The sequence below is a fragment of the Nocardia sp. NPDC050408 genome (assembly GCF_044458905.1).
Classification (GTDB): Bacteria; Actinomycetota; Actinomycetes; order Mycobacteriales; family Mycobacteriaceae; genus Nocardia.
In genome coordinates this window covers 89,008-105,130 of record NZ_JBITIL010000018.1, presented here as the reverse complement: position 1 = coordinate 105,130, position 16,123 = coordinate 89,008, and the positions used below count along the sequence as shown (strand labels likewise).

Here is a 16,123-nt window from a genome sequence, read left to right as displayed (position 1 = left end):
GGTATTGGTTGTGTCCGGAGGGGGAGCTGACCCACATCCCCAACCTCGCATTCGTCGCCGACCTGCAGTTATCCTGAGCATTCTCGGAGCGACTGCCAGGGGCGCGGGGTTGCGCCTTCGGCGGGGCGTGTCGAACATGGGAATGGGGGACGACCTGCGGGTTTCGGGTGGGCGGCTGGTTATCGAAGCGAATTACCAGCTGTAGTGACGGGTGGTGCCTGTCATCACTTCTCTGGGGATCTTCCGGGCGGCGACTGCCGATTCGGGAGAGTATTTGCAGCTCAGTGGCTTTCGCGCAGACTGTAGCAGATCATGACACGTGTGGTGCTGCAGTCGCTGGCCAGATCGAGGTCAGGCGGGGCGTGGTGCGTACATGATGATCGCGACGCCGATCTGGCAGATCACGGCGCCGGTGAGGTCCCAGCGGTCGGGAGTCGTCCAAGGCCAAGATCGTATTACCTCAGAACTGTAGGGCTCCCCAAACCCAGCCGCCGCCACCGGGCACAACCGCGCAGCCAGATCGGAAAGGTCTTGGCGGGCATCGACGGAAGTGTGCGATGGCGTGTGCACGCCTGGGATCGCGTTCGGTGCCGCTTGCGGAGCCTGGGCTGTGTTTTCGGTGATTGCTCGGTCGGTGTGCTGTGCGGGGGAGTCGTCCACAACGTGGCCGGTAGCGTACGGATGCTCGTCGCCGTGAGTGGAGTGGGCGAGGGCCAACAGTGCGACGGTGGATTGCGCCATCGACCCTTCGATGATCAACGGCCACAACCACGCCTCGCTGTGCGGGACGACGGGCGTGATCACCGTCGATCACACCCGCCAGCAAACATCCCCGAGGGTGCCGCAGCGTCGATTTCCGGCAGATGCGCCACATATCGGCGCAGGTCAGAGCAGAGAATCACAGGTCAACCTCCGTGTGTGCGAGAGCACTCGCACACACGGCACCGATATCCAACAAAAATGTTGCAGATCCGTGCGCGAGAGGGGACTTGATCACGAATCTCTGTCATCGATGACGCGGATTGGTGTTCAAGTGGAGGCTATTTCGGTTCGCTGGAGCATAGCATAGAGTCGCCGGTGAAGTTGCAATGTCTGTATTCTGTTGATTTGTAACGATTTTCGGTACTGCGGTGGAAGTAGCTGAGTGGGACCGTTGTCGCGTTCTGTCGGTTGGTTCGGTTTCGGTCTGTTGCCTGCTTCAAACGGGTTGTGGCATGGGCGGAATCGCTGATCAGAATGTTGTCCAGTGTGGTGCCGGTCTCGTGTTGTGGGCGACCGGGAGCGTGGCTGCCAGAGTGACGTTTCGTAGGTCGGACACCACTTCTGAGCCATACTGCTATCGGTACTGTGCATCGACGCTGACCGGGCCCGCAACCGTCATTGACGGCAATCGACACGCCCACAACGACATTCAGGGCGGGTAGGACTGCGGTGCGTGGCCTCGAGGTCAAGCGGAAGCCCCACATGGGCAACGAACCGGCGAGACTCATGTAGCGGCCGTAGGCAAGGATGACCAACAGCACGCCGTAGTCGCGTGGCCAAGTCCGTGCCGGCAGTACCGCGGCGCCTCCCGCGACGATCAGTACGACTCCCAGGACCAGTGCGGGGGCTCCGAGTGCGGTGATATCGTCGTTGCTGCGCTGGGTATTCGGCGAGGGGACACTTTTGGTGCCTTTCGCCGATGGACGTGGGCCGCTCGGTGCCATCGACTCCGGTGGTGATCACCCAGGGGCCTTCGTCGAACTCCTGCACCGCGGCGGCGACGATCGGAGTTCCCAGTTCGTCCCCGACAACGATCTTCGCGCCGGAGTCGGCCAGGATGTAGGCCACCTCGGGTCCGGTCAGGCGGAAGTTGATCGGCACCGCTATGGCGCCGAGAAGGTTTGCGGCGAGGATGATTTCGACAAACTCGGGGCGGTTCCCCGCGACGAGGGCAACGCGGTCACCGAACCCGACACCCCGAGACGAGAATCCCCGCGCCAGCCGATGGATCCGGTCGCGTAGCTGCACCCAGGTCGCGGTCGTCCCATTGAACCGGATCGCCGCACGGTCACCGAGGACCGCGGCATGCCGCTCCGCATGGTTCATCCGATGCGACCGGCGGGCGAGCTGGGGTTGTTCGGCGGGCTTGGAGTGCACGTGATTTCACCGTTCTTGGAGTTCTTCGCGTGTTGCTCGATCAACCACTCGTGGATTCGATCGGCGACATCGGCCCAGCCGGGCTCGAGCATCAGATTGTGGCCCATATCTGCTGGCCTGGGTGGCTTATGACCGTGGCCAGGCCGAGCGGGCGGCCGGATTGGCCGCTGCCGCCGGGCATGTGTGGCGTTCGCTGGGGACGTCCCTGGACGCCTTCGGCCCGCAGCTGTCCGAATCCCTTGAGCGCCACACCCCGCCGCGTTCGGAATGGTCGACGCCGGAACGCGGTCCGTCCGCCGACCGCATTCGGGATCTCGGTGACGTTATCGAGCTAGGACTGGGACCGGAGGAACACACCGTCGGCGGATCGCGCGTGGCGGCGCAGCCGTTGACCAAGCGGGAACTCGAGGTGGCCGCTCTCGTCGAGAGCGGTCTGTCGAACCGTGAGATCGCGCAGCGGTTGGTCATCTCGAAGCGAACGGCCGACGGCCACATCGAGCGGATCCTCGGGAAACTGGGGTTCACGTCCCGGGCACAGATCGCCGCGTGGATGGCGCGGCACACCAAATCTCAACTCTGACAATAGCCGTGGCCTGTGAGGGGCGGTCGCGGCAGCAATAGGGAGCACAATGCGACGCACGATCTATGACACCGACCATGACGACTTCCGGGATTCGGTGCGAGGATTCGTCGGCCGGGTCCTGCAGCCTCGGCATGAACAGATGCTGGCGGACAAGACGATTCCGCGTGACATCTGGAAGGAAGCCGGGACACAGGGGCTGCTCGGCCTGGCGATACCGGAACAGTACGGCGGTGCCGGAGCTGATGAATTCCGATTCAGTACCATTGTCGCGGAGGAGATTTCGTCACTGAGCCTGGGAATCGCCTCATGCTTCAGCATCCACTCCGATGTGTGTCCGCCCTACCTGGTCGAGTTCGGCACCGAGGTCCAGAAACGGCGATGGCTGCCAGGAATGGCCGCGGGGGAGCTGATCTGCGGTATCGGCATGACCGCGGTTCGAGATCATGCCGTGCGAGGCAGCTGCGCTCGGGCGAGCGTCTGGGAGGCGGATGCGCAGACGCGGCGCAGTGCGTGCTCCAGTCGGCGGCTGTCGAACCGGCCATGTCGTCCGGCTACGGAGAGAGCGGCGATCGCGCGGCCCCGGGAGTCGAAAACCGGTGCGGCCAAGCACACCAGCCCGAGGCGGCTTTCCTGATCGTCGTCGGCGATGCCGTTGGCGCGGATGGTCGCGAGCTCGTCCGCGAGGCGATCCGGATCGGTACGGGTATGGGAAGTGAGGGCTGGGAGCCCTCCTGCGATAACCCTGGCGGCGGTGTGGGAATCGTACGCGAGCAAGATCTTCCCGACAGCGGTCGCGTGCGCGGGGAGCCGCCCGCCGATTCGCGAGGGAGCCGGGATCGTGCGATGTCCGTACAGCTTGGCCAGGTACACGACGTCGGTGTCGTGCAGGGCCGCCAGATGCACTGTGTGACGGGTCATCTCGTACAGGTCGGTCAGGAACGGCAGCAGCAGGTCCCGGACGCGCTCATGCTCGGGCGAGTACACCGCCTGGCCCAGCTGATGCAGCCGAGCTCCGAGCCGGTAGCCGGTGCCGATACGTTCGACCACGCCGTTTCGCTCGAGCATCCCGAGCACCCGGAAGGCCGTCGATTTGGAAAGATCGGCGCGCCGGGCGAGCTCACTGACACCGACACCGGTGCTGGCCTGGTCTCCGAAGGCGACCAGCAGGCTGATGGCCTTGTCGACGGCGGCGCGATCGTCGCGGACCGGATCGGCAAAGGACGTGGTCATTGTGAGTTCCTCCGGCTAACGGCTGGTGTCCAATCTGATACACCGCCTCGGCACTTATATATGACAATCATGCAAACTGGCGGGCCGTTCGTCAATAATGACGACTGGCATATTAAAAGTGACGATCTGTACGTGATCAGGTGTCCGACCACACATTCAGCACAGTGCGGCACGTGAGATGCTCGGATGTATGACCACTTCGGAATCTTCGCCGAGCGCCCGCCGCATGCGATCCGACGCGGCACGAAATCACGCCAAGATACTCGCCGCGGGGGACCGCCTGCTCTCCGAACGTGGATTGGATGTCACGCTCGACGATGTGGCCGCCGCCGCGGAGGTCGGAGTGGGGACTGTGTACCGGCGGTTCGCGAACAAATCCGAGTTGATCGCCGAGATCACCGGCGGATACGTCACTCGATTGGAGGAGGCTGCCGCGGCGGCCGACCGGAATCCGGATCCATGGTCGGGGTTGGCGGGCCTGCTCGAGCGAACCTGTGAGCTCGTGGCAGGAAACCGGGGACTGGCCGCTGCCATGAGCGAATCGGCCGACGGCGCAAGGACCTTCGCGCGCTTCGAAGCGGCCGTCGCACCGGTTCTGGAGAACTTGGTGGACCGGGCCCGGGCCGACGGTGCAGTGCGAGCGGATCTCGCCCCGGCCGATGTTCTGGCATCGATCACGATGGTGCACTCCGTCGCGGCCTTCACCGGGGCTGTGCGGCCGGGCAACTGGCGGCGCTATCTGGCGTTGCTGTTGGATGGAATGCGGTACCCGGCCGCTCCGGCTGTTGAGCCCGCACTCACGATGGCGGAGATCCGGAGCGCGCGGGCGATCGCGGCGGCGCGGGACCGTCGCTGAATCAGAGGCAAGGACAACCCGGTTCATCAAGAGTGACGGCGGTTGCCGGGATCGCGCTCAGGGTGCGGTCGCGGGGCCGTTTCGGTTCGAACGCGGCTGCTCGCTTGTGGAATCCGGTACCACGGTCACCCGGTCGATTCGTGATCGGCGATTGGCTATCTGCTATCGCACACACTCTCAGCCGGCCCCTACTGGAAGTTGACCGTCTGTTCGTCAACAATGACGACATGTACATCAAAAGTGACGGCAAGATCGACGAGAACGAGCTGGTGGCTCGGAACGTCCGTCGGTATCGCCGTGAGCGGGCCATGTCCATCGGCGAACTAGCCCGTCGTTCCGGGTTGTCGAAACAGACCCTGTCCAAGATCGAACAGGGAGTCGGCAATCCCACCGTGGAGACGCTGGCGTTACTGGGCGCCGCGCTGGATGTGTCGGTGCGTCGACTGCTGACCGAATGGGGTACCCCCGTCTATGTCCAGCGAGCGAGTGAAGCGGAATGGTTCGAGTCGATGAACCGGTCCGAGCGCATGCTCGACGAGACCTACGGTTCGGGCTATGTGCGGACGCTCGTGCTGCGGCTGGAGCGGGACAGGCAGCAATCGACCACAATCGAGCCGCACGCCCCTGGCACCCTGCATCACCTCTATGTGATCACCGGCAAATTGCGCACTGGGCCTATCAGCGACTCGGTCGACTTGGTCGCTGGTGATTTCGTTCGGTTTCCGGGTGATGTGCCGCACTGCTATGTCTGCCTGACTGACCGCGTGGTCGCTCACATGGTGACGACGTATCCACAAGTGCGTCAGTTCGGTCCCACGGTGCACGAGGGCTCGCACCGGCCGGGGGTTCCGATGACCGTGCCGGACTGACCAGGCCGGTGCGCGGACCCTGGTAGCAGCAATGCGAACATCGCCAGGACGATCATCAGCAGGCTCGTGACCAAAGCGAGCCAGCAGTATCGCTCTGGGGCGTGTCCGTCCACTGGACGCCGGGCTCGCGGGCGGGAGCGAATCACGTGCCCGGCACGTGGTCGAGGTCCATGTCGACGGCGGTGACCCAATCTGGTTCCGCAACCAGCACACGGAGTTCGATGTCGGGCAGGTCGACGTCGACGACGTAGCGGAATCCTGCTGCCCGCGCGTATTCCAGGGTGCTCGGATCGTCGGTTGGCACCGCGAAAATGACCTTGCGGCACTGGGAATCCGCGGCCTGGACGGCGGAGGTGAGCACTCGGAGCGTGTCCATCTTCTCTTGCGGGTCACCGTCGCTGATCCGGATCTCGAGGTCGTGAGATCCGACCGGATAGGCGTTGCGTAGTCGCCCCGCCACGCAACGTTCCAGCTCGACAGACGCGCGGAAGTCGGGCGTGCGGCAGATTTCGGCGAGAAGAATTGTACGCGAGCGGTCTTGGATGGCGAACGTCCACGGATCCGGCAATTCCAGGATTGGAACGGGGGGCGTGGTCATGGTCGCACTTCCTTGTCGATCAGATGCCGGATCCTGACCTTGTCGAGCTTTCCGGAGGCGTTGCGCGGCACGGTTTCGACAACATGCAACCGCCGAGGAAGTTTGTACCGTGCGAGTTTCGACGCCGTGTGCTGCCGGACATCCTCGAGCGTGAGCTCGGTCCCCGCCGCGCAGCTGATGACGGCCGTGACGGTCTCACCCCACTGATCATCGGGTGTGCCGATCACGGCGACATCGAGAATGCCGGGCAGATCGGCCAGCGCTCGTTCGACTTCGGCGGGATAGATGTTCTCGCCGCCGCTGACAATCATGTCCTTGAGCCGGTCGACGATGTAGAGGAAGCCGTCCTCGTCGAGATATCCGATGTCCCCGGAGTGGAACCATCCCTCCCAGTCGAAGGCCGCACCGGTCGCCGCCGGGTTGTTCCAGTACCCCGGTGTGACGTTGGGGCCACGCACCACGACTTCACCGGCACTGCCAGCCGGTACAGGGGTATTCGTTGGGTCGACAACCCTGACCTCGGTGTGGGGCATGGGGATTCCTGCGGAACCGATCTTCGCCTCGGTGAACTCGGCGGGGAGATGGGTTGCGAAGGGCGCGGTTTCGGTCAATCCCCACGCCTGCTGCAACGTGATCCCCTGTGCTGCATAGTGTTCGATGAGAGACGTCGGGACCGGAGCTCCGGCCACCACAATGGTGCGCAGATGGGGGAGCGCTGTGCGAGCCAACTCGGGCACCCGTGCCAGCGCGGCGAGCATGGCTGGAACCGCGAAAAACGAATTGACCTCGAAGTCGATCAGATCGCGAAGAAAAACAACAGGTTCGAAGCCGCGGCGGATCACCAATGTGCCCCCGCGGACCAACGTGCGCAGTGCCAGTGCGTTGAGGCCGCCGATATGGAACAGCGGGGCGGCGGCGTGGGTAACGTCTCCGCGACGGGTGTCGAGACGAGAATCGACGTTGATCCCGTTCCACCATAGATTGCCGTAGGTGAGAATCACGCCTTTGGGGAATCCGGTTGTGCCGGAAGTGAACATGAGGATCGCGGGCTGGTCGAAAACCCGTCGTAGCGGGACTGTCGTCGGCTTTCTCATGGTGGTGAGTAGCGGGCTCCAAGGCTCCCACCCCAGAGGCGAGCCCTCCGCCGGCACTTCGGTGTCGTCGTCGACGAGCAGAAGGAGACGCACAGCGGTTTCATGCCGCACCGCGTCCAACAACTCACGATGACCGGGCTCACAGACCGCGGCGATGGCGCCGCTGCCGCGCAGCACCGCGCCCAACTCCGGCTCGGCGAGACGGAAGTTGACGGGCACGAAGATGGCACCCAATCGGAAGGCGGCGAGCATGGTGATCAGGAACGCGGGACTGTTGAGGCCGAGATAGGCGATCCGGTCTCCGGCGCCCACACCGCGGTCGGCGAGGGCGGCTGCGAGTCGTGCGGCTCGAACGTCGAGCTGCGCGAAGGTGAGATCGCCTCCCGCATACCGGATCGCGAGTTTGCCCGGGTGGTGGTGGGCGGTCACCGCGATCGCGGATGCTGGATTGACATCTACTGTGGCACCGGGACTCACCGGATGCGTCATGGTCATCGAAACTCCTTTGGCTCGCGGCCGGGCGTGTCAGAGGTGGTCGCCGCCGGCTGCGCTGGCGAAACCGCGCACTCGGATGCCACCGTCGACCTCGATTGCCTGGCCGGTGATGGGGCCGCTCTGTTCACGGGACGCGAGCAGCACATAGGAACCGGTGAAGTCACGGGGATCGGTGCTGGAGTCGTGCAGCGGAATGGGGGGCGGCGGCGTATCGGCGGTCCGCTTGGCGAACGACGTCGCTATCGAACGATCGCGCAGGGCAAGGGATTCCGGTCCGCGCAGGTCGGTGTTCATGCCGCCGCAGGCGACGCCGTTGACGCGTACCTTCGGTGCCAGTTCGTAGGCGAGTTCGCGCATCAGACCCAGACAGGCATGCTTGCTCGCCGTGTAGATCGGTCCCCCTCCGGCGACATAGAAAGAGGCGTTGGACAAGGTCATGATGATGCTGCCGCGCGTCTTCACCAGTTCGCGCCAGGCGGCCTCGGCGGCCAGCATGTAGCCCTTGACGTTGATCGCGAACAACTCGTCGAAGGTGGCGGACAGCTCCTCGGCGGTCAGCCTGGTGAGCTGGCGCTGGTAGTCCCAGATACCGGCGTTCGTCACCAGGGTGTCGAGTTTGCCGAATTCGGTCACGGTTTCGCCGACGGCCGCGTGGAGCTGCTCGGAATCGCGGACATCGGCCTGTACGGCGTGCATGCGGGATCGGTCCGGCGAGTTCGCGCATACCTCCTTCAGCCGGTCGAGGTCCCGGCCAACTATCGTGACCGAAGCGCCTTCGGCGACAAAGCGTTCCGCCACGGCGCGACCGATGCCGGAGCCGCCGCCGGTGATGAGTGCGACGTAGCCGTCGAGCCAGCCGCTCATGCCAGATCCGCCAGGAAGTCGCCGACGAGTCGTTCGAATTCGCGTGCGCGTTCCAGCTGTACCCAATGCCCGCAGTCGCCGAAGACATGCAGCTGCACGTTGCGGATGTTCTTGAGCATGATCTGTGCGCCGTCGAGGGTGATCGTCCGGTCATCGCGGCCCCACAGCAGCAGGGTCGGTGCCTTGATCTTGTGCAGTTCGCGCCAGAGCGGATCCATGCCGTGGCGTTTCGCGAAGGCGGCGTTGTATCGGTGGTAGAACTCGATGTGGCTGTCGTCCAGCGACGCCTCGTAGCGGGCCTTGATCACCTCCGCACCGAACTGTTTGTGGTCGAAGACCATGGTGCGGATGAAGTTGGCCATCTTCTTCTCGCTGGGCCCGCCGCTGTTGTAGTAGCGGAACATCTCCTTCTGGCCCTCGGTCGGAGTAGGGCCGAACGGCAGCCAGCCGCCGCCGGGGGCCATGAGCACCAGACCGGAGATCCGCTCGGGCTGCGACTGCGCCATGGCGATCGCGGCCGCACCGCCGAGGCTGTTGCCGAGCAGATTGAACCGGTCGATGCCGAGCGAGTCCAGGGTCTGGAAGAGGGCGTCGACGGTGATCTGCGTGATCGAGCGCGCGTCGAGCGCGGCCTCGTCGGGCCGGTAGCTGCCGCCGAATCCAGGCTGGTCGGGCAGGATCACGCGGAAGCGGGTGGCCAGCGCGGCCAGGTTCTGGTGATAGTTGCTGACTCCGGACGCCCCCGGGCCGCCGCCGTGCAGCATGACCAGCACCGGGCCCGATCCCGCCTCGGCGACGGCGATCGGACCGAGCGTGGTCGCGACGGTGTGCTGAGTGAGCTGAACGTCGTTCTGCTGCACGGTGGTATCGAGTTCTGTGGTGGACACGATCGGGTTCCTCCCGTTAGAAGAAGGTGGATATGTTCTTGGCCTGCAGGATGTTCTGGTCCAGCAGGATGGTGCGGCGGGCCACTCGCAGCCCGGCCTCGTCGCGGCGCAGGATGTCGGTACGCCCACCCGCGAAGGTGTTCTCCTCGCGTTCGAGCCGGTTGCGGTAGACGAGGAATGCCGACCGAACGAGCAGGTCGTCGGCGGTGAAGCCCGCGTGCTCATTCGGATCGACGTGGTGCACAACCACATTGGTGATCATGTGTCGGGTGCGCGAGGGCGGGTCCTCGGCCCATGCCATGCCTGAGTCGAAACGGCGGATGCGCCAGGCCAGGCTTTCCTTGGACTCGTCGTAATAGGCGGCCTCACCGCGCGCGGCGATCGACAGGGCCTGCTGCCGTCGTAGCCGGTTGGTGCGGGTGGGCATCCAGTAGTCGAGGTCGTCGGCGAGCAACTCCAGCCAGTCGGTGAACCGGCCGTCGTCGAGCAGCTCTGCCTCGAAGTAGTAGAACTGTTCGACCTCGAAGTGGATATCGCGGTCTGCTCGTTGTCCGGCAAGCGACTGCGCTGTCGTGGTGCTCACGCTGTTATTCCATCCTTCTTCAGGAGACCGCCGAAGCCGTTGTGCCGCAGAACGGCACATCATCCGCGCAGTAGTGTTCGAAGCCCGACCGACGAGTCCGCGAGCCGGTCCGGATCCACGGCGATTCCGCGATCGATGAGGCGGCGCGCCGCACGGACCGCCGCGGAATCGTCGACACCGACCGCACCGACGATCCGGTCACCGACCAGGCCGAAGGCAGCGAAAGCGGGATCGCCGAGTGCGCCGCGCAGTACGGTGCGCTCGGCTCCGCCCAGCGCGCCGACAACCTCGATGTGCCGGTGGTGGCGGTCGGTCCAGAACCATGAGGCACTGTCGGCCGGCGCGGCGATGCCGAGGATGGTCGCCGCGGCGCGCTGACCGTCACGCTGTGCGGCTTCCCAATGCTCGGTGCGTGGCGACAGGTCCCCGTCGCGGCGGGTGCGGGCGGGGTCGCCGACCGCGAGCACTGCGGGATTGGAGGTGGTCTGCGTGTGGTCGACGACGATGCCCCGGTCGACGTCGAGTCCGGCGGCCTCTGCGAGCCTGGTCTCGGGTGCCATACCTACACCGAGGACGACCACGTCGAAGTTGTCGGTCCGGTCGGTTCCGGTCAGCAGTGCCTCGATGCCGGAAGCGTTGTCGCGCAACGTCTGCACACCGGCACGTATGGTGCGGATACCGCGGGCGCTGTGCTGCTCATGCATCCATTGGGCGATCTCGGCGCCGACGGCTACCGTCAACGGCGGGCGGACCGGGTCTACGAGTGTGACCTCGCATCCGAGATCGACTGCGGTGGAGGCGACTTCGGCCCCGATCAAACCCGCGCCGACAACCAGCACCCGGGCGCCGGGCGTCAAGGCGGCTCGCAGCCGCGTCGCGTCGTCGGCTGTGCGCAGCACGTGTACCCGGGTGCTGGTGCTGTCTGGAATCGGGGGACGAGCGGCACTGCCGCCGGTGGCGAGCACGACCCGGTCGGCGGTGATCGCCGTGCCGTCGAACAGCTCCACCTCACCGGTGGAAGTGTGCAATGCGGTGACCTTGCTTGCTGGAATTAGTCGAATCTTGTTGTCGTCATACCACTGCGGCGTTTGCAATGCGATCTCGGTGAGCTGTTTGGCGCCGCTGAGGAAGTCCTTGGACAGCGGCGGCCGGTCATAGGGAAACTCACCGGTGTCCACGATAGTGACGTCGCCGACGAATCCCCCCGTGCGGAGTGAGGCGGCGGTACTGACACCCGCGATGCCGCCGCCGACGATCACGACGCTGCCGATCATGGCGCCTCGTTCGGGAACAGGTAGACCTCGCCGTCGCGGACTTCGACGCGGTGCGGACGCGCATCCCGGGTAGCTGGGAGGCATTGCACCTCGCCGCTTTTCAGACAGAACATGCTCGAATGCATTGGGCATTCCACGAATCCGCCCTCCACCCATCCTTCGGCGAGGGACGCGATCTCGTGCGGGCAGGTGTCATCGAGGGCGTAGACGCTGCCATCGTCGTCGCGCAGGAGCGCGACGTCGTCGTCGGTGCCGGTGACGGCCTTGCCGATCGCGATACCCTCGCCCACCGGGATCTCGTCCAATGCCGCGACGCGGATTCCATTGCTGCTCATCGGGTTTCCTTCTCGTGCCAGGCCGGGGTGTTCATCAGGTCGCGCCAGCGGCCGTAGAAGGCCCGGCCAGCCGCGTCGCTGTACAGTTCGCTGGTGGTGCCGGGGTGGCGGCCATCCTCTCGCTCGGAGCCGATCCCCATCTGGTAGTTCAGGGGCACCGAGTTGGTGATGAAGCCGTGCGAGATCGCCTGCACCTCGCTCCAGTTCTCACCGTCGTCCTGCTCGAAGATGCCGCTGGGGCCGAAGGTTCGCAGGTTGTACAGCCGCTGTGCCTCACGCACTTCCGGCGGCATCGACTTGTCGACCACGGTCCAGGACCACACCTCCATCCGGTCGGGCCCCTTGGGATGCCAGACGCGGATGGTGCCGATCACCGGCAGGTAGGAGAAGTTCGGGAAGACCGTGGCATGGCCATCGGTGAGCGGTCCCTCCACCCGGGCCTCGCCGAGACGCTCGCGCAGCGCGTCATAGTCGATCCACTCGTGGACCTTCTGGGCGTTGAACCGGTTCTTCGCATGCACCGGGAAACCCGCGCCGTGCCCGTTCGGATCGAGGAACTGACGACCCGTGCGGTGCACGATCTCGTTCTTGGGATTCTTGGTGGGGGACAACACCATCAGCGCCGAGGCGTGGCTCATGTTGACGTGGTACCAGTCGGTGGCGAACTGCTCGGCTGCCAGCTTCCAGTTGCCCTCCAACACCCATTTGTGCACGCCGCCGACGATCACGGTGCCTTCGTCGTCGTGGTCCAGCATGGCGTCGAGATACCAGGCCATATCGCCGAGATAGTCACGCAGCGGCGAGGGCTGGGGATTCCAGGTGCCGAAGATCAGCCCGCGGTAGGTCTCTACGTGCGGCACCTCGACCAGGCCCCAGTCCTTGGTATCGAACGATTCCGGATAGCCGTCCTTGTTCGGGATCGAGACGAGCTTGCCGTCGAGATCGTAGGCCCAGCCGTGATAGGTGCAGGTGAAGTTGCGGGTCGCCCCTTCATCGGCGCGGCAGACACGGGCACCGCGGTGGCGGCAGGAATTCAGGTAGGCGCGGATGCGCCGGTCCTTGTCCATCGTGACGATGACCGGGTCCTCGCCCATGTAGGTGGTGAAGAAATCGCCCGGTTTGTGGAACTGGTCGATGTGCGCGAGGAACAGCCAGTTCGGAGCGAAGACGCGCCTCAGCTCCTGCCGGTACAACTGCTCGTCGGTGAATATGGCCCGATCCAGCAGGCCGGCGTCGCTGTCGACCAGCCCCGAGACATCGATGTTGCGGACCAGCGCGGCCGGGCGGCGCAATGCGCCACACGGCGTGGCACATGCGGCTTCGCGGCCGGTGGCGGGTTCGATGGTGGAGGTCATGTGTACCAGGGAAGCGGTCGGGCCGGGCCGATCTCCACCGCACGTTCCGCAGGGCGGCACATGCGTCCGGGCACGATAGCCGTGATGTTGGATCCTCCCACCTCGTTCCATTGGACGGCACGCGCGCTATGAAGCGACGGGCCTCGCACGCGACCGTGGCTGGCATGCTCGCAGCACAGGCAATCGCACAGAGTGCTACCGATCCGCTCTCAGGATTGGTAGTGCGCGATATTCCCGTCCCGATCCCGAAGCCCGGGTGGACGCTCGTCCGCGTGGTGGCGACATCGCTGAACATGCACGATCTGTGGACACTGCGCGGTGTCGGCCATCCACCCGAACGGCTGCCCATCATCCTCGGCTGTGATGCGGCGGGTTACGACGCCGCCGGTAACGAAGTGATCGTCCACCCCGTGATCGCTGATCCGGACGCGGGCGATGGCGACGAAACGCTGGACCCGAACCGGGCGTTGATGTCGGAACTTCACGACGGCACGTTCGCCGAATTCCTCACCGTTCCGACACGCAACCTCGTGCCGAAGCCGACGTGGCTGTCCTTCGAGGAGGCGGCTTGTCTGCCCGTCGCGTGGACGACCGCATACCGGATGTTGTTCACCAAGGCGGGCATTCGCGCGGGGGACCGGGTGCTCGTGCAGGGCGCCGGCGGGGGAGTCGCCTCTGCTGCAATCAAACTCGCCGTCGGTGCGGGTGCCGTGGTCTACGCGACCAGCCGCAGCGCCGCGAAGCGGCGCGAGGCTCTGGCGTGGGGTGCACACGTGGCTGTCCCGAGCGGTGAGCGGCTGCCCGAAAAGGTCGACGTTGTCATCGAGACCGTTGGCGCGGCGACGTGGGAGCACTCGTTGCGCTCATTGCGGCCCGGCGGAGCGGTCGTCGTTGCCGGGGCGACCAGCGGTGCCCAGCCGCCGGCCGATCTCGCACGGATCTTCTATCTGCAGCAGCGCATTCTCGGTTCCACGGGCTGCACCCGAGGTGAATTGGTATCCATGCTGCGCATGATGGAGTCCACCGGCGTGCGCCCCGTCATCGATCGGACGTTCCCGCTCACCGATATTCACAAGGGCTTCCAGCTCATGATCGACGGCGAGCTCACCGGCAAGGTCGTCATCAATCCTCCCGCTACGGCGCATTGACCGCCCGGCACTACTCACCTCCGAGGTACCACTCATGACCGCAGCAGCTGTGGGGCTGTCCCATTCGCCACTCATCGGCAAGAACGACCCCGAGCCGGATGTACTCGCCCGCGTCGGCGAGGCCGTCACGGCCGCAAGAGAATTCATCCAGGCATTCGATCCGGAACTTGTGGTGCTCTTCGCGCCCGACCATTACAACGGCTTCTTCTACAAGGAGATGCCGCCGTTCTGCCTGGCCACCGAGGCACACGCGGTCGGCGATTTCGGCACCACCGCCGGGCCGCTGTCAGTGGACTCCGGTGCTGCCAAGCTCATCGCGCGAGGGGTGCTCGATCGGGGCATCGATCTGACCGTGTCGTCGAGAATGACCGTCGACCACGGCTTCGTCCAGCCGTTGGAGATGCTGTTCGGCGGAATCGCCGAGGTGCCGGTCGTACCGGTGTTCGTCAACGGGGTGGCGACGCCGCTGGGTCCGGTGCACCGGATCCGGGCCCTGGGCACCGCCATCGGCGACACGGCCAACGAGCTCGGCCTCCGGGTGCTATACCTGGCCTCCGGTGGGCTTTCCCATGATCCGCCCGTGCCGGTGCTGGATGGCGCACCACCGCGCGTGGCCGACGCACTCATCGAAGGCCATCCGCCCACGCCGGTCCAGCGTGCCAAGGGCGAGGAACGAGTCGTGCAGGCTGGCCGTGACTACGTCGCCGGAACCTCGACGATGATCCCGATCAATCCGGATTGGGACAATCACCTGCTCGACGTGCTCCAAACCGGCGCCCTCGCGGAACTTGACGACTGGACCGTGGAGGGTATGGCAGAGCACGGTGGCGGCTCCGCACACGAAGTGCGTACCTGGATCGCGGCGTACGCGGCCCTCGCCGCCGGTGGCGAGTACGAGATGAATCACCGCTTCTACGAGGCGATTCCGGCTTGGATCGCCGGCTTCGCGGTAACGACGGCACGGCGTCGATGAAGTACCCGCACTACAGCGACAACGGCCTGACCGGCGCACCCGCGGTCGTGTTCCTCGGATCGCTGGGCACCACCCTCGAGATGTGGGAACCCCAGCTGCAGGCGTTCGGCCGCCACTACCGGACGATTGCGGTGGACCTGCCCGGCCACGGCCGCACCGCGGTCCCGGATGACCGCTGCACAGTGCGGGGATTCGCGGATCAGGTAGTGACGCTACTGGACGCGCTGGGCGTGGACCGCTTCTCTGTGGTGGGCCTCAGCTTCGGTGGCGCGGTCGCACAGGCTCTGGCAGGAATCTGGCAAGACCGGGTGGTCGGAGCTGTGATCGCGTGTCCCGCAGCGAGTTACGACTCCGACTTTTGGCGGTCCCGCGCGCTGTACGTGCGCACACATGGTCTCATCGAGATCGTTCGCCGCACCGCGGATCGGCGCTTCGCGCCGGGTTTCGCCCGGCGCGCACCCGACGTATACACGTCGTCACTGCTGACGCTCTCGACGATGAACCCCGCCGGCTATGCCGCCTGCTGCGAAGCTTTGGCCGCACACAACGCCGCGATATTGCTGCCTCGCATCACCGCGCCGACCCTGGTGCTGGCGGGCGAGCTGGATCGGGTGACGCCTCCGTCGCTGGTGCGCGGAGTCGCCGAGGCGGTGCCAGGCGCGATCCTGCGGACTCTGGTCGGCTGCGGGCATCTCGCAAACGTGGAGGACCCGCAGGAGTTCAACGCCCTCGTCGGGGCACATCTCGAGAATTCGATTCGGCGTTTCGGGCGGGCGTACCGCACAGCGGAACAGCTGACTGGCAGCCCGGGTTTGCCCCGGGCATGATCGGCCCGGCAGC

General features: G+C 65.3%; 17 protein-coding genes and 1 pseudogene. 7 read left to right on the top strand and 11 right to left on the bottom strand.

What is annotated here, in order from left to right; genetic code table 11:
- Positions 1-351: 351 nt before the first annotated feature.
- Positions 352-804, bottom strand: a complete 453-nt coding sequence (locus tag ACIBJI_RS34575; protein WP_397087464.1) for a hypothetical protein — start codon at positions 802-804, stop codon at positions 352-354.
- A 573-nt stretch (positions 805-1,377) separates the two neighbouring features.
- Positions 1,378-2,088 (bottom strand): AMP-binding protein, encoded by a 711-nt coding sequence (locus ACIBJI_RS34570; RefSeq protein ID WP_397087578.1) that lies wholly within the window; start codon positions 2,086-2,088, stop codon positions 1,378-1,380.
- Between the two features lie 172 nt (positions 2,089-2,260).
- Between ACIBJI_RS34570 and ACIBJI_RS34565 the strand changes: the two genes are divergently transcribed.
- Both ACIBJI_RS34565 and ACIBJI_RS34560 read left to right on the top strand, forming a co-directional pair.
- Positions 2,261-2,719, top strand: coding sequence for a response regulator transcription factor (locus ACIBJI_RS34565; protein WP_397087462.1), 459 nt, complete (start codon positions 2,261-2,263; stop codon positions 2,717-2,719).
- Positions 2,720-2,768: 49 nt separating this feature from the next.
- Positions 2,769-3,116: pseudogene (locus ACIBJI_RS34560) on the top strand (acyl-CoA dehydrogenase family protein); the annotation flags it as partial.
- Between the two features lie 47 nt (positions 3,117-3,163).
- Here ACIBJI_RS34560 and ACIBJI_RS34555 read toward each other — a convergent pair.
- A complete protein-coding gene (locus ACIBJI_RS34555; RefSeq protein ID WP_327100392.1) occupies positions 3,164-3,952 on the bottom strand; it encodes an IclR family transcriptional regulator in 789 nt (262 codons plus the stop codon).
- 190 nt (positions 3,953-4,142) lie between these two features.
- Here ACIBJI_RS34555 and ACIBJI_RS34550 point away from each other — a divergent pair, with 190 nt between their 5' ends.
- Both ACIBJI_RS34550 and ACIBJI_RS34545 read left to right on the top strand, forming a co-directional pair.
- Positions 4,143-4,808 carry a helix-turn-helix domain-containing protein gene (locus tag ACIBJI_RS34550; RefSeq protein ID WP_329407893.1) on the top strand — a complete coding sequence of 222 codons (666 nt, stop codon included), beginning with the start codon at positions 4,143-4,145 and terminating at the stop codon, positions 4,806-4,808.
- A 227-nt stretch (positions 4,809-5,035) separates the two neighbouring features.
- A complete protein-coding gene (locus tag ACIBJI_RS34545; RefSeq protein ID WP_327100390.1) occupies positions 5,036-5,677 on the top strand; it encodes an XRE family transcriptional regulator in 642 nt (213 codons plus the stop codon).
- 142 nt (positions 5,678-5,819) lie between these two features.
- Here the strand turns inward: ACIBJI_RS34545 and ACIBJI_RS34540 are convergent, their stop codons facing one another.
- The 8 genes from ACIBJI_RS34540 to ACIBJI_RS34505 are packed head-to-tail and all read right to left on the bottom strand — an operon-like array spanning position 5,820 to position 13,162.
- Positions 5,820-6,275 carry a hypothetical protein gene (locus tag ACIBJI_RS34540; protein WP_327100389.1) on the bottom strand — a complete coding sequence of 152 codons (456 nt, stop codon included), beginning with the start codon at positions 6,273-6,275 and terminating at the stop codon, positions 5,820-5,822.
- The gene (locus ACIBJI_RS34535; protein ID WP_397087459.1) at positions 6,272-7,864 is read right to left on the bottom strand and encodes a long-chain fatty acid--CoA ligase; all 1,593 of its coding nucleotides are present in this window, start codon (positions 7,862-7,864) and stop codon (positions 6,272-6,274) included. The genes ACIBJI_RS34540 and ACIBJI_RS34535 overlap by 4 nt, the downstream gene beginning before the upstream one ends.
- A gap of 30 nt (positions 7,865-7,894) precedes the next feature.
- The gene (locus tag ACIBJI_RS34530; protein WP_327100387.1) at positions 7,895-8,728 is read right to left on the bottom strand and encodes an SDR family NAD(P)-dependent oxidoreductase; all 834 of its coding nucleotides are present in this window, start codon (positions 8,726-8,728) and stop codon (positions 7,895-7,897) included.
- Positions 8,725-9,615, bottom strand: a complete 891-nt coding sequence (locus ACIBJI_RS34525; RefSeq protein ID WP_397087457.1) for an alpha/beta fold hydrolase — start codon at positions 9,613-9,615, stop codon at positions 8,725-8,727. Before ACIBJI_RS34525 ends, ACIBJI_RS34530 begins: the two co-directional genes overlap by 4 nt.
- 16 nt (positions 9,616-9,631) lie before the next feature.
- Entirely contained in the window at positions 9,632-10,198 is a 567-nt protein-coding gene (locus tag ACIBJI_RS34520) for a 3-phenylpropionate/cinnamic acid dioxygenase subunit beta (RefSeq protein WP_327100386.1), read from the bottom strand.
- Between the two features lie 59 nt (positions 10,199-10,257).
- Entirely contained in the window at positions 10,258-11,472 is a 1,215-nt protein-coding gene (locus ACIBJI_RS34515; RefSeq protein WP_396959126.1) for an NAD(P)/FAD-dependent oxidoreductase, read from the bottom strand.
- Positions 11,469-11,807: a non-heme iron oxygenase ferredoxin subunit gene (locus ACIBJI_RS34510; protein WP_397087456.1), complete on the bottom strand. Its 339-nt coding sequence runs from the start codon at positions 11,805-11,807 to the stop codon at positions 11,469-11,471. Before ACIBJI_RS34510 ends, ACIBJI_RS34515 begins: the two co-directional genes overlap by 4 nt.
- The gene (locus tag ACIBJI_RS34505) at positions 11,804-13,162 is read right to left on the bottom strand and encodes an aromatic ring-hydroxylating dioxygenase subunit alpha (protein WP_397087454.1); all 1,359 of its coding nucleotides are present in this window, start codon (positions 13,160-13,162) and stop codon (positions 11,804-11,806) included. Before ACIBJI_RS34505 ends, ACIBJI_RS34510 begins: the two co-directional genes overlap by 4 nt.
- Positions 13,163-13,326: 164 nt before the next feature.
- Here ACIBJI_RS34505 and ACIBJI_RS34500 point away from each other — a divergent pair, with 164 nt between their 5' ends.
- Genes ACIBJI_RS34500 through ACIBJI_RS34490 form a run of 3 tightly spaced genes read left to right on the top strand, consistent with a single transcriptional unit; the run spans position 13,327 to position 16,110 of the window.
- Complete coding sequence (locus ACIBJI_RS34500; protein WP_396959128.1) at positions 13,327-14,310, top strand: zinc-binding dehydrogenase; 984 nt, start codon at positions 13,327-13,329, stop codon at positions 14,308-14,310.
- 34 nt (positions 14,311-14,344) lie between these two features.
- Positions 14,345-15,283, top strand: coding sequence for a 3-carboxyethylcatechol 2,3-dioxygenase (locus ACIBJI_RS34495; RefSeq protein WP_327100381.1), 939 nt, complete (start codon positions 14,345-14,347; stop codon positions 15,281-15,283).
- Positions 15,280-16,110, top strand: coding sequence for an alpha/beta fold hydrolase (locus ACIBJI_RS34490; protein ID WP_397087452.1), 831 nt, complete (start codon positions 15,280-15,282; stop codon positions 16,108-16,110). The genes ACIBJI_RS34495 and ACIBJI_RS34490 overlap by 4 nt, the downstream gene beginning before the upstream one ends.
- The last annotated feature ends 13 nt before the right edge of the window (positions 16,111-16,123 follow it).

Bases quoted from the DNA above. Each gene is read 5' to 3' on its own strand.
- ACIBJI_RS34505 (WP_397087454.1), bottom strand. From the start codon at position 13,162: ATGACCTCCACCATCGAACCCGCCACCGGCCGCGAAGCCGCATGTGCC.
- ACIBJI_RS34540 (WP_327100389.1), bottom strand. From the start codon at position 6,275: ATGACCACGCCCCCCGTTCCAATCCTGGAATTGCCGGATCCGTGGACG.
- ACIBJI_RS34570 (WP_397087578.1), bottom strand. From the start codon at position 2,088: ATGAACCATGCGGAGCGGCATGCCGCGGTCCTCGGTGACCGTGCGGCG.
- ACIBJI_RS34515 (WP_396959126.1), bottom strand. From the start codon at position 11,472: ATGATCGGCAGCGTCGTGATCGTCGGCGGCGGCATCGCGGGTGTCAGT.
- ACIBJI_RS34500 (WP_396959128.1), top strand. From the start codon at position 13,327: ATGCTCGCAGCACAGGCAATCGCACAGAGTGCTACCGATCCGCTCTCA.
- ACIBJI_RS34545 (WP_327100390.1), top strand. From the start codon at position 5,036: ATGTACATCAAAAGTGACGGCAAGATCGACGAGAACGAGCTGGTGGCT.
- ACIBJI_RS34495 (WP_327100381.1), top strand. From the start codon at position 14,345: ATGACCGCAGCAGCTGTGGGGCTGTCCCATTCGCCACTCATCGGCAAG.
- ACIBJI_RS34530 (WP_327100387.1), bottom strand. From the start codon at position 8,728: ATGAGCGGCTGGCTCGACGGCTACGTCGCACTCATCACCGGCGGCGGC.
- ACIBJI_RS34490 (WP_397087452.1), top strand. From the start codon at position 15,280: ATGAAGTACCCGCACTACAGCGACAACGGCCTGACCGGCGCACCCGCG.
- ACIBJI_RS34555 (WP_327100392.1), bottom strand. From the start codon at position 3,952: ATGACCACGTCCTTTGCCGATCCGGTCCGCGACGATCGCGCCGCCGTC.
- ACIBJI_RS34535 (WP_397087459.1), bottom strand. From the start codon at position 7,864: ATGACCATGACGCATCCGGTGAGTCCCGGTGCCACAGTAGATGTCAAT.
- ACIBJI_RS34510 (WP_397087456.1), bottom strand. From the start codon at position 11,807: ATGAGCAGCAATGGAATCCGCGTCGCGGCATTGGACGAGATCCCGGTG.
- ACIBJI_RS34550 (WP_329407893.1), top strand. From the start codon at position 4,143: ATGACCACTTCGGAATCTTCGCCGAGCGCCCGCCGCATGCGATCCGAC.